General features: G+C 35.9%; 9 protein-coding genes. 7 read left to right on the forward strand and 2 right to left on the reverse strand.

Going from position 1 to position 13,131, the window contains the following annotated elements; translation table 11 throughout:
- Positions 1 to 27 precede the first annotated feature (27 nt).
- From rpsO to H3U97_RS00410, 4 genes are all read left to right on the forward strand, one after another.
- On the forward strand, positions 28 to 297 hold the full coding sequence (gene rpsO, locus H3U97_RS00395) for a 30S ribosomal protein S15 (RefSeq protein ID WP_065578587.1): 270 nt from the start codon (positions 28 to 30) through the stop codon (positions 295 to 297).
- 317 nt (positions 298 to 614) lie between these two features.
- Positions 615 to 2,729 (forward strand): polyribonucleotide nucleotidyltransferase, encoded by a 2,115-nt coding sequence (pnp, locus tag H3U97_RS00400; RefSeq protein ID WP_065651776.1) that lies wholly within the window; start codon positions 615 to 617, stop codon positions 2,727 to 2,729.
- 24 nt (positions 2,730 to 2,753) lie between these two features.
- Entirely contained in the window at positions 2,754 to 3,605 is an 852-nt protein-coding gene (gene nlpI / locus H3U97_RS00405; RefSeq protein ID WP_110453134.1) for a lipoprotein NlpI, read from the forward strand.
- Positions 3,606 to 3,953: 348 nt separating this feature from the next.
- A complete protein-coding gene (locus tag H3U97_RS00410) occupies positions 3,954 to 5,720 on the forward strand; it encodes a DEAD/DEAH family ATP-dependent RNA helicase (protein WP_198197515.1) in 1,767 nt (588 codons plus the stop codon).
- 50 nt (positions 5,721 to 5,770) lie between these two features.
- Here H3U97_RS00410 and H3U97_RS00415 read toward each other — a convergent pair whose 3' ends face one another.
- Positions 5,771 to 7,168, reverse strand: a complete 1,398-nt coding sequence (locus H3U97_RS00415) for an MFS transporter (protein WP_232343695.1) — start codon at positions 7,166 to 7,168, stop codon at positions 5,771 to 5,773.
- Between the two features lie 151 nt (positions 7,169 to 7,319).
- Between H3U97_RS00415 and H3U97_RS00420 the strand changes: the two genes are divergently transcribed.
- Genes H3U97_RS00420 through recB form a run of 3 tightly spaced genes read left to right on the forward strand, consistent with a single transcriptional unit; the run spans position 7,320 to position 11,543 of the window.
- A complete protein-coding gene (locus tag H3U97_RS00420; protein WP_065651730.1) occupies positions 7,320 to 7,616 on the forward strand; it encodes a YfcZ/YiiS family protein in 297 nt (98 codons plus the stop codon).
- A 25-nt stretch (positions 7,617 to 7,641) separates the two neighbouring features.
- Positions 7,642 to 8,085 (forward strand): phosphohistidine phosphatase SixA, encoded by a 444-nt coding sequence (gene sixA / locus H3U97_RS00425; RefSeq protein ID WP_198197519.1) that lies wholly within the window; start codon positions 7,642 to 7,644, stop codon positions 8,083 to 8,085.
- Positions 8,064 to 11,543 carry an exodeoxyribonuclease V subunit beta gene (recB, locus tag H3U97_RS00430; RefSeq protein ID WP_198197521.1) on the forward strand — a complete coding sequence of 1,160 codons (3,480 nt, stop codon included), beginning with the start codon at positions 8,064 to 8,066 and terminating at the stop codon, positions 11,541 to 11,543. The genes sixA and recB overlap by 22 nt, the downstream gene beginning before the upstream one ends.
- A gap of 196 nt (positions 11,544 to 11,739) precedes the next feature.
- On the opposite strand, the gene H3U97_RS00435 is transcribed toward recB, so the two are convergent.
- A complete protein-coding gene (locus H3U97_RS00435) occupies positions 11,740 to 12,744 on the reverse strand; it encodes a substrate-binding domain-containing protein (RefSeq protein WP_198191824.1) in 1,005 nt (334 codons plus the stop codon).
- Between the last annotated feature and the right edge of the window lie 387 nt (positions 12,745 to 13,131).

Below are 13,131 nucleotides of genomic sequence, written 5' to 3' on the forward strand. Positions count from 1 at the left end.
TTTTATATTTATTTTAAGAGGTTTATTATGTCTCTAACTGTAGAAGCTAAAGCGAAAATCGTTGCTGAATATGGTCGTGGTACTAACGACACTGGTTCAACTGAAGTTCAAGTTGCTCTTTTAACTGCACGCATTAATGACTTACAAGGTCATTTTTCTGAGCATAAAAAAGATCACCATAGCCGCCGTGGTTTATTACGCATGGTGTCTAGCCGTCGTAAATTATTAGATTATTTACGTCGTAAAGACTTTGAACGTTATAGCCAATTAATTCAAAGACTAGGTTTACGTCGCTAATTATTTATCTACTTGAAAAGAGGCCTAGGCCTCTTTTTTCGTTGTGAAAATTCAAGGCTTTGATATAATGCAGAGTCCGAAAAGCTAAATAAATGCTTTGAAGATAGAAATTAATAAAATAAAAGATTGTATCTCATGTTTCGCGCGACTAATGAGAGCTCTATAGTTTATAGATTTGTCATTAGTCGTGACAGTGAAATAATCTTTTGTTTAGTATCCCACACATAGTTGAAGTGTGTATCAATATGTTCCAGCGTCATGCTGCTTCCTGTCGAAATATCAAACTTCAACGTGATTTATTACAAGAGGACATTATTTTGTTTAATCCGACATATCAAAAATTCCAATATGGTCGCCATACTGTTACTTTAGAAACTGGTATTATGGCGCGTCAAGCAACTGCTGCAGTTATGGTTAACATGGACGATACTGCGGTATTTGTCACTGTAGTTGCTAATAAAAAAGTTAAAGAAGGACAAGACTTTTTCCCGTTAACCGTTAACTATCAAGAACGTACTTATGCTGCTGGTCGTATTCCTGGTGGCTTTTTCAAACGTGAAGGTCGCCCAAGTGAAGGCGAAACATTAATTGCCCGTTTAATCGACCGTCCACTTCGTCCTTTATTTCCTGAAGGTTTTGTTAATGAAATTCAAATCATTGCAACAGTGGTATCAGTGAATCCTGAAGTAAGCCCTGATTTAGTTGCTATGATTGGTGCATCAGCTGCACTTTGTTTATCTGGCGTTCCTTTCCATGGCCCAATTGGTGCTGCTCGTGTAGGCTTTATCAATGATGAATTTGTGTTAAATCCATCAGTAAAAGAATTAGCGACTAGTCGTTTAGATTTAGTTGTAGCCGGTACCAAAAGTGCGGTATTAATGGTTGAATCAGAAGCTGATCTGTTAACTGAAGACCAAATGTTAGCGGCAGTGGTATTTGGGCATGATCAACAACAAGTTGTAATTGATAATATCAATGAATTTGTGGCTAAAGCGAATTGTGAAAAATGGGATTGGGTTGCACCAGCTAAAAATGAAGAGCTATTTAATGCGGTTTCTGAGTTAGCTAAAGATCGTTTAGGTGAAGCCTATCGTATTACTGAAAAACAAGCTCGTTATGCGCAAATCGATTTAATTAAAGAAGAAGTGTTAGCAGCACTTAAAGAAAAAGATGAAGAGCTTGACGAAAATGAAGTTATTAACATTATTGTTGATTTAGAAAGCCAAATCGTTCGTCAACGTGTTATTGCTGGTGAGCCACGTATCGATGGTCGTGAAAAAGATATGATTCGTGCTCTGGATATTCGTACCAATGTATTACCTAGAACTCATGGTAGCGCATTATTTACTCGTGGCGAAACGCAAGCATTAGTTACCGCTACTTTAGGTACTGAACGTGATGCGCAGATCATTGATGAGTTAACTGGTGAATATACCGAACGTTTCCTTTTACATTATAACTTCCCTCCATATTCAGTTGGTGAAACAGGTATGGTTGGTTCACCAAAACGTCGTGAAATTGGTCATGGTCGTTTAGCAAAACGTGGTGTTGCTGCGGTAATGCCAAGCAAAGAAGAATTTCCATATACTGTACGTGTAGTTTCTGAAATTACTGAATCTAATGGTTCTTCTTCAATGGCTTCAGTTTGTGGTGCGTCATTAGCATTAATGGATGCTGGTGTTCCAATTAAATCTTCGGTTGCTGGTATTGCCATGGGCCTTGTTAAAGAAGGCGATAACTTTGTAGTATTATCTGATATTTTAGGTGATGAAGACCATCTTGGTGATATGGACTTTAAAGTAGCTGGTACCCGTGAAGGTGTAAGTGCACTACAAATGGATATCAAAATTGAAGGTATCACGAAAGAAATTATGCAAGTTGCCTTAAACCAAGCTAAAGGCGCTCGTTTGCATATTTTAGGGGTAATGGAACAAGCGATTAATAAACCTCGTCAAGAGATATCTGAATTTGCTCCTCGTATCTATACGATGAATGTTAATCCAGATAAAATTCGTGATATCATCGGTAAAGGTGGTGCAACGATTCGTGCATTAACTGAAGAAACCGGTACTACTATTGAAATTGCAGATGATGGTACAGTGAAAATTGCGGCATCGGATGGTAATAAAGCACAAGATGCAATCGCACGTATCAATAATTTAGTTGCTGATGTTGAAATTGGTAAAATCTATACCGGTAAAGTAACACGTATTGTTGATTTTGGTGCTTTCGTTTCAGTTATTGGTGGAAAAGAAGGACTTGTTCACGTTTCACAAATCGCTGATCATCGAGTGGAAAAAGTTGCAGACTACTTAAAAGTAGGTCAAGAAGTGAATGTTAAAGTACTAGAAATTGATCGCCAAGGTCGAATTCGTTTAAGTATGAAAGATGCGGTTGAGTCAGCGCCAGAAGTTGCGCCAACAGCTGAATAAAATATGATTCACTAGGAGCTTAATATGAGATTATTCAACCTGCGAATGTTGTGCTGTATTTTTGCAGTCATTATCTTGTCAGGTTGTTCTAATTCTCTGCCTTTACTTGCTGTTCCTGAGCAAGTTTCGTATGATGATGAGTTGAAAATAGCTGAAATAAGTCAACAGTTATCAAGACGAGATCTTGATACTGTTTCTCGAATGCAGCTGATTTTCGAACGAGGAATTGTTTACGATTCATTAGGTTTTAAAGCATTTGCACAAAGTGATTTTAATCACCTTTTAAGCTTCAATCCTGAGATCCCAGATGTTTATAATTTTCTTGGTACTTATGCGCTAAGAGATGGTGATTTCGATAACGCTATGATGGCATTTAATACTACACTAGAATTAGATCCTTCTTATGCTTTTGGTTATTTGAATCGAGCAATTACTTTATATCGTACAGGACATTATCAAGCTGCACAGCTTGATGCACAAAAATTCTATCAATATGACGTCAACGAACCTGTTCGCGTTTTATGGCTTTATTTGATTGAAAAAGAAATAGATAAACAAGCTGCCTTAACTCAGTTACAAAATCGTTACGATAAACTAAACGATAAAATGAGTTATGGTGGTGATATCATTGCATTTTATTTAGGTAATATTAGTGAATCTAAATTAATGCAAAACCTTCAACAAGGTGTTGAAAATGACCGGCAATTAGCCGAACGCCTATGTGAAGCGTACTTTTATTTAGGTAAATATTACCAAGGTAAAGGTAACAATGAGCGTGCCAAAATATTATTTAAATATGCTTTAGCTAATAATATTTATAACTTTGTTGAACATCAACAGGCACTCTACGAAATTAAGTTACTTGAAGAAAAGTAACAAGGGTCATGCCAGTTTTAAAAGTGAAAATATTGTTATAGCGTAGTTCTGATTTGCCCATAATATTCTCAATTATTTTTATGCTATCTATCTTTTGTATTAAATAAAGTAATTATTTAAGCAACAGTTATGCATATTTGATTGCGTGATTATTGGCAGTTAGTTATTGGGGTGAGTTGTAAATTTTCAATTTAGTGAGCTGGCATAAATTTATATAGTGTTTTATTTAGGTAAGCTAATATTTTATGAGCAATATTGTAATCCTCATAAATTATCTTGATTAGTAATTATCAGGTGTGTTGCTAACTTAAAAGTAAGCCTATATATCCAATTTGCAAGCGAGTTTACATGACAACAGAAATATCTTTTATTGACCTTGGTTTATCTGAGGAAATCCTTAACGCATTAAATGATCTTGGTTTTACTAAACCATCGCCAATCCAAGCAGAATGTATTCCTTTACTTTTACAAGGGAACGATGTGTTGGGTATGGCACAAACTGGTAGTGGTAAAACAGCTGCTTTTTCCATTCCTTTCTTGATGAATATTGATGCTAATTTAAAAGCACCACAATTATTGGTTTTAGCACCAACTCGTGAATTGGCAATTCAAGTTGCTGATGCCTGTGCTGAATATGCAAAATATGTGAAAGGAGTAAAAGTTTTACCACTGTATGGTGGTCAACGTTATGACGTGCAATTACGTGCATTAAAACAAGGTCCACAAATTGTAGTGGGTACTCCAGGTCGATTATTAGATCATTTAAATCGTAAAACGTTAGATCTTTCAAATCTTAAAGGTTTAGTTTTAGATGAAGCCGACGAAATGTTAAGAATGGGCTTTATTGATGATGTTGAAAGTATTATGGCTACGATCCCAGAAGATCATCAAACAGCACTGTTTTCAGCAACAATGCCGGCACCAATTCGTCGTATTACTAAACGTTTTATGCATAATCCGAAAGAAGTGCAAATCAAAGGGACTAAGCAAACTGCACCAGATATCGATCAGAGTTATTGGTTAGTACGCGGTATGCGTAAAAACGAAGCAATTGTACGCTTTTTAGAAGCTGAAGATTTTGATGCAGCAATTATTTTTGTTCGTACCAAAACCGCTACTTTAGATGTCGCCGAAGTATTAGAAAAAAATGGTTATAGTTGTGCGGCATTGAATGGTGATATGACTCAGCAACTTCGTGAGCAAACGCTTGATCGTTTGCGTAATGGCCGATTAGATATCCTAATTGCAACTGATGTGGCTGCTCGAGGTTTAGATGTTGAGCGTATCAGTTTAGTTATTAACTATGATATCACTCTTGATTCGGAATCTTATGTTCACCGTATTGGGCGAACTGGTCGTGCAGGTCGTGCAGGACGAGCAATTTTGTTTGTTGATAGTCGTGAACGTCGATTGCTTAAAAATATTGAGCAAACTATCAAGAAACCAATTCCTGAAGTGGCATTACCATCTAAAGAGTTGCTTGAAAAACGTCGTTTAGCGAAATTTACTCAGAAAATTCAGCAACAATTAGAAAGTGCCGATTTAGATCAATATCAAGCGTTATTAGAGCAAATCCAAGCAGATAGTGGCGCAGATCTTGAAACGATTGCAACAGCATTATTGAGATTAGCTCAGAGTGATCGTCCGTTGATTCTACCGCCAGATCCAGTATTTAAACCATCAAGAGAATTTCGTGATCGTGATAATCGAAATGGTGAACGTCGCTTACGTGGCGATAATCGTGAATCACCAAAACGTCGTGAACGCCGAGATGTGGGTGAAATGGATATGTATCGTATCGAAATTGGTAAAGAAAACGGTGTTGAAGTTCGTCATATTGTTGGTGCAATTGCTAATGAAGCCGATATTAGTAGTCGCTATATTGGTAATATCAAACTTTATGAAACTTATTCAACCGTTGAGTTACCAAAAGGCATGCCGAAAGATATCCTTAAGCATTTTGAACGGGTTAGAGTACTTAATCAACCAATGAAAATGAGCTTGGTAGCAGGTAAGCCATCTGAAGCTAAACGTGGACGTAAAAGTAGTAAACCAGAATCTAATGACAAAGGTTTTGCGAAAAAACGTGGCCGTCCTAGTGCACCTAAGTTCTAATACTTTTTAGGTTAGATTCTTAAGAACCTCTGCCAAATGGCAGGGGTTTTTTATTGCTTATCTTTTAGATTGTTACCTGCATTTTTCGGCAAGGTGATAAAGTCAATCATTGCTAACAAGGTCATTACTGCTACCATTAATAGTGCTAACCTAAAATCTTCTACCATTAAACCAGTTTGGCTATGGCCATTATAGCTAGATGCAATAAATAGAAATAAAGCACTTAACACAATGCCGAGTACGTTATTTAGCTGCTGGAAAATGGTAGATAAAATGTTAGCGCTCTGTATTTCTGTTTTATCAATTTCTGAAAAACTAAGCGTGGTGATGGTAGTAAATTGAATAGAACGAGCACCACCGGAAAAGAATAGCACTAATATAATCCAGATGATAGGTGTTTGTGGCGTGAAAAGGGCACATAACACAAAACTTGAAGATAATAACAGCCCATTGATAATCAGAATTTTGCGGAAGCCAAACTTATGAATTAAAGGTGTATTTACTGTTTTAAGCAGGATATTGCCGGCAAATAATGATAGCAGTAGTGAACCAGCAGTTAACGGTGACCAACCAAAACCGACTTGAAACATTAGCGGTAAGATAAACGGAGCACTATTTAAGCCAATTCGTATTAATGAACCACCAAAAAAGGTCATTCTAAATGTACGTTTAGAAAAAGCATATAGACTAATTAATGGGTGTTGAGTATGAGCTAAATGATAGTAGGCAAAGATTAATATTAGGCTACCAACCAAAGATACTGTTACGCCTATCCAGAGACTACTATTTGAATGAGAAATCATTTCAAGCCCATAAACAAATAGTAAAAGGCCTAAACCACAGGTGATAAATCCAACACCGTCAAATGTACGTTTTTCAGGTAATTCTTTGGGTAATAATCGCTGAGCGAAAAATAGGGCGATAAAACCTAATGGGATATTAAGAAGAAATATCCAGTGCCATGTTAGATATTGAGCAAAGAAGCCACCAATAATCGGTCCCATTAATGGCGCAATTAAGCCTGGCCAAACTAAAATAGAAATAGTGCTGACTAAATGTTGTTTTTCCGTTCGACTTAATACCACCGTTCTGCCTACAGGCACCATTAATGATCCACCTAAACCTTGAATTAATCTTGCGACGGTAAACATGGTCAGATTAGTCGATATGGCACACAATATTGATGCTAACATAAATAAAACAATCGAAATCGAAAAGACTCGATAGGCGGTAAAACGGTTAGCGATCCAGCCACTGGCCGGTAAACCAATGGTAAGTGCAAGCATATAGGCACTAATCCCAATAGATAAATCTTGAGGATTGGTTAGAAATGATTTTGCCATAGCTGGAATTGCCGTGGTGATCACTGTAGCGTCTAGATTTTCCATGAAAAACGTTGCAGCGACTAAAATCGCCATTTTTCGGACGTGACTATTTTGTTGCATCATGTGGTTTGATTAATTCAGAAAAATAACAATAAAACTTTAATATACGCCAAATATTTGTGTTGTGGTAAAGGTTTTTAACATTTTGCCCTTAATTGTGATTAAGAGTATACTAATGCCATATTAATCGGTAAAACAGAGGTAGAGGTACACAATGACAGATTCTTTAAATAAATGTAAAGCTAACGAAACACCTGCATGTTGTTGCGTTGATGTAGGTACAATTATAGACAATGAAGATTGTAGTGCAGAATATGAGCATGTTTTTACATCTGAATCAGAAGCAAATGCCAAATTAGCTACATTAACTCAAGCTGCAAAAGCTGTTGAAACAGAGCCTTGTGAAATTAACAGCAGCATCGATAAAGTTGAAAATGGTTATAAATTAACAGCTAAATTTACTTTCTGCTGTGGCGCTGAATGTATGATTTTCCAATTGAAATTACGTTAATCATTCTTTTATGAAAGTTTGTATTATGAGACATGGTGAGGCAGGTTTTGCTGCTTCATCTGATGCAAGTCGTACTTTAACTGATTATGGTTTAAAACAAGCTTGTCAGGCTGGACTATGGCTTAATCAACAAAATTTTAAATTTGATTTAGGGTTAGTCAGTCCTTATTTAAGAGCCCAACAGACTTTCACTGAATTATCCTCACACTGCCGAGTTTCTCAATTCGAAACTGATAATCTTTTGGTACCTGGTGGTAGCCCTTCTCATATTGCTGATTTATTGATGACACTGCCCGATCGTGGTATCGATAATGTGATTATTGTTTCGCATCTACCTCTAGTTGGTTATTTGGTTAATGAGTTATGTCCAGATGTTTCACCGCCAATGTTTCCTACAGCTGCTATTGCTTGTGTTGATTTATCCGCCAATACGGCAGGAAAGCTAGAATGGTTTCATGTAGTGGAATAAAAAAGCTTAACTTATTTGATTTACCTTTAACTGGTCGAACGCTAATCGAAGCGTCAGCAGGAACAGGTAAAACCTATTCGCTCGCATTTATTTATCTGCGATTATTATTGGGGATTGGTAAAAACAGTTATCCCACACCTCTTGATGTTAATCAGATTTTAGTGGTGACCTTTACTAAAGCCGCTACTCAAGAACTGCGATCTCGTATCAGGCAAAATATTCAAGAATTACGATTAGGGTTGTTACAAGGTCATCATGATGATCCAATTTATCAACAATTAATTGATTTAGTTGATGATAGCAACCAAGCAATACAGAAATTAACCCAAGCACAACAATCAATGGATGATGCGGCGATTTATACGATTCATGGTTTTTGTCAACGTATATTGACTAGTCATGCTTTCGAATCAGGTGTACTGTTTGAACAAACATTGATAACTGATGAACAAGATCTAAAGTTACAAGTTGTGCAAGATTTTTGGCGTCACTACTTTGTTCCTCTCGACAAAGCATTAGCCTACCTGATTCTTGACTATTGGCAGGATCCAGAAAGATTGCTATCCGACATCAGACCTTATTTAAATTTTGAATTTGATGAACAGCAAGAAGAACATATTGATATCAGTGGCAAGATTCAGCAATTTTATCAAAAATATTTTCAGCAGATCAGTCTGATCAAAAAACAGTGGTTAGATTCAATTGCCGATCTGCCAGAAATAATTGCTCAATCAGGCGTTAATAAACAATCCTATAGTAGCCGTAATTTACCTAATTGGTTGGCTAAAGTTACTGCTTGGGCGCAGATGCCAATCCGTTCATTTAAACTACCTAGTGAGTTAACTAAATTTAGTCAGTCGATTTTAATTGAAAAAACTAAGCAAGGTAAAAATCCTCCGACTCATGCCGTTTTTGAGAGTATTGAAGCGCTATGTAATAGTTCTATTGATTTACGTGGCGAAGTTCTAATGGATATCGTTAAAGTCATTCAAAAGCGTATTTATATTCAGAAGATCAAACGTGGTGAAATGAGTTTTGATGATCTCTTAAGCCAGTTGAACCGAGCTCTACGTGCTAGAAATGGTAATCGATTAGCAGAGAGTATTGCGAAAAAATACTGTGTAGCGCTGATTGATGAATTTCAAGATACCGATCCGGTGCAGTATAAAATTTTTGATCGTATCTATAATCGTTATCCGAAAGAGACTGGGTTACTGTTTATTGGAGATCCTAAACAAGCGATTTATAGCTTCCGTGGTGCAGATATTTTTACTTATCTAAAAGCAAAATCATCAACTGGTGAAAATAATTTTACTATGCAGGTTAACCACCGTTCTTCATCATTGATGGTGAATGCAGTTAATTCGTTATTTAATCATCATGATAATCCGTTTATTTTTGAAAATATTCCATTTTTACCAATGGAAAGTGCCGAACGTAATCAACAAAAAGGTTTAATTATAAATAATCAGGAGGTTAATGCTTTAGCGGCATACTTATTACCTGATGAAGTTAGCACAAAAATGGATTATCAAGAACATATCGCCAACTGTTGTGCCAAGCAGATTGTGACGTGGTTGATGGATCCGACCATTTTATTGAAGGATAAAGATGGTCAACGACCAATTACAACTGCTGATATTGCCATTTTAGTCCGTACCGGATACGAAGCAGAGATCATCCAACAAAAGTTAACCAGTGTTGGGGTTAAAAGCGTTTATTTATCTAATCGGAGTAGTGTCTTTCTAGCTAAAGAGGCACAGGAGGTCCTGTGTTTATTACAAGCAGTGCTTATGCCAGAAAACGAATCGGCTCTACGCTTAGCTTTAATGACGACACTGTTGGGTCAAACCATGACTGAACTTGAGCAAATAACCGACGATCAAGATATATGGGAAGGTTTGATAGAGGAGTTTAAGCAATATCAGATTATCTGGCAATATTATGGTGTGTTAGTCATGTTGCGCCGGATGATGAAAAAACGTCAGTTAGCTGAAAATATATTAGCTAGCCCAAATGGTGAACGGACTTTAACTAATTTGATGCATCTAGGTGAATTATTGCAAGAAGCGGCCGACGAACTTGATAGCCCACATGCTTTGGTTCGTTGGTTATCAAGACAAATTGTCAGTCCTGATGCAAATTTAGAAAATCATGAACAACGATTGGAAAGTGATGAAAATTTAGTAAAAATTATCACTATTCATAAATCTAAAGGTTTAGAGTTTCCTATTGTTTGGTTACCATTTGCTGCTCAATTTCGAAATTCAGATAGTCAGTTTTATCATGACAAAAATAATGATTATCAACCAACTTATGCTTGGCTATTAACCGATGAAATAAAACAACAGATTGAAGATGAACGTTTAGCCGAAGATTTACGGTTACTTTATGTTGCTATGACACGTTCAATCTTTCATTGTAGCGTTGGTTTAGCATCATTAAAAAACAGTCAATCAGCAATTGATTATTTATTAAAAGGTGACTTACGTTCAATTGCTAAATTTGCTGATTTGGTTGAATTACAATTACCTATTTTAGGTGAGCAGTATAATGCTGAATTAGCTGCCAATCTCTCACTTACCGCCAATGTATTTAAACGTAAATTATCTAATAGTTGGCGTGTAACTAGCTATACCGAATTACAAAAGCATAATAATGTGGTTGGTTTTAATTCGACTATGCTTAGTGATTGGCGTGAAAATAATTTCGAACCCTCCGAGTCATTATCAACTAAAGAGCAATATGATATCCATCATTTTCCAAAAGGTGCATATGTTGGTACATTGTTGCATTCCATTATGGAAAATTTAACACCAACTAATGCCGAGGATTTGTGCGCTAGTACGATTAAAAAATTGAGTTTACCACCGCATTGGTTAACAGTGCTAAGTGATTGGTTACAACAGGTTTTAGCAACGAAACTAAATAAAAGACAAGATCAAGATGGGCCGTTATTAGCCGATGTTTTAAATAGCCAATGTATTAATGAATTACAATTTTATTTTCCCATTCGCAGTGCTGTGACCAGTAAGCAATTAGATAGTTTATGTAAAGAGTATGATGATTTATCCAAACAATGTCCTCCTTTAGATTTTGAAACTGTACAAGGCATGTTAAAAGGATTTATCGATTTAGTGTTTGAGTACCAGGGTAAATATTATATTGTAGATTATAAATCAAATTGGTTAGGTGATGGGGTAGAGGCTTATACCGAGTCAGCATTAAATCAAGTTATGTGTGAGCATCGTTATGAGCTGCAGTATCAAATTTATTGCTTAGCCCTGCATCGATTTTTACGCAGCCGTTTAGCAGATTATCGATATGAAACGCATTTTGGTGGTGTTTATTATCTATTTTTACGGGGACTTCCTAAACAAGGGATCTTTTATCATCTACCAAAGCAACAGTTTATAGAAAAACTCGATAAGTTATTTGATGGAAAAGATTTAACTTAAATAACTAGGCACAAATACTTGTGATTTTGCGATATCTGGACAACATAATGGCAAAGAAAATCAAATTAGTTTTGGTGTGCAAACTGAAGTTTGGTTTTAGGTAGTCTTATCTGGGTAAATAGGTCAATGTCGAAAACTGTTATTATAAAGTTTTCGACATTTCCTAGCGCCTTGTTCGTTTTAAGTTTAATATTAATTAGCGAATATTATTAACTGAGTATCGTTTAGTTAACGTTGGAATAAATACATTGATTAAGTTAGCTGGCGGAGGTTCTCCTTTTGCTAATTGTAATGCAAGTTCAGCTGCTTGTTCGGCCATTGTGTGTAATGGATAACGAATAGTTGTTAGCTTTGGATGTAAATATCTAGCAATTAAAAGATCATCAAAGCCAATGATCGAAATATCATCCGGAATTTTTATATCATTATCGTATAATACTGACATAGCACCAGCAGCCATTGAATCATTGTAACAGGCAATCGCCGTAATTTGTCGATTACGTTCTAAAAGAGACATCATTGCTTGTTCTCCTCCTTCTTCATTAGGAGAGCCGAAGGCAATGAAATTATCATTAATATCAATGTGATGCTCGATTAATGCATCTTTATAGCCTTGTAATCTATCTGCTGAGTCAGAGATGCTATGGTTGGAACATAAATACCCAATATTAGTATGACCATGCTGAATTAAATGTTTAACGGCTAGGTAGGAACCATAACGACTATCAAGAGCAATACAGCGTTTTTCAAAACCTTCCAATATTCGATTAATTAGAACCATACCAGGAATTTGCTGCATCAGCTTTATTAATTGATAATCCTCTAGCATTTTTGCATGCACGACTAAAGAAGAACAACGATGTTCTATAAGATTAGTTATAGCATTATATTCTTGTTTTTTATTGTGGTAACCATTACCAATCAGCAAAAAATGGCCGTTTTTCGCTGCAACTTTTTCAACAGTACTAATCATCGCGCCAGAAAATGGATCGGATAGGTCTGCCACCACAATGCCAATTGTCTTAGAGTTTTGTTGGGATAACGCTCGGGCGTTAGCATCAGGGTAATAATTTAATTTTTCCATGGATTTTTTTACTGTTTCACGTGTTTTATTACTGACATTGTCAGCGTTATTAATTACCCGTGATACCGTTGCAACGGAAACCTTTGCTAATTTTGCAACATCTTTTATTGTCGCCATAAAAAATCCTTTTAACTTTTTTTAACTTATTGCCAATATAGAGTTTTAGATTATTGATCGGTTAGAATAAATAGCTCGTAAATTGGCTGAAAACCTAAGATTCAAATATTACTATTACATTTGCTATTGTTGTTGCCCGTAATATTCTGAATATCAACTTAACTGGTTATAATAGAACAAAATTTTTAGTTTGCCAATAAGCTCATTTTTATATGAATTGTTTCAATAAAAAATATATTAATGTAGAAGATTGAAAATGCTAAGCTGTAAAATTTAACGAAAAAAGTAAACATTTTTGTTTGTTACTACTTCTATTCACATGGCGTAACTGGGGGGGTAGTTCTTGTAAATAAATATTCATTAATCAATGGTGTTGGATAATAAATT

This window comes from Gilliamella sp. W8128, from assembly GCF_016100545.1.
In the GTDB taxonomy this organism is placed as follows: Bacteria; Pseudomonadota; Gammaproteobacteria; order Enterobacterales; family Orbaceae; genus Gilliamella; species Gilliamella apis.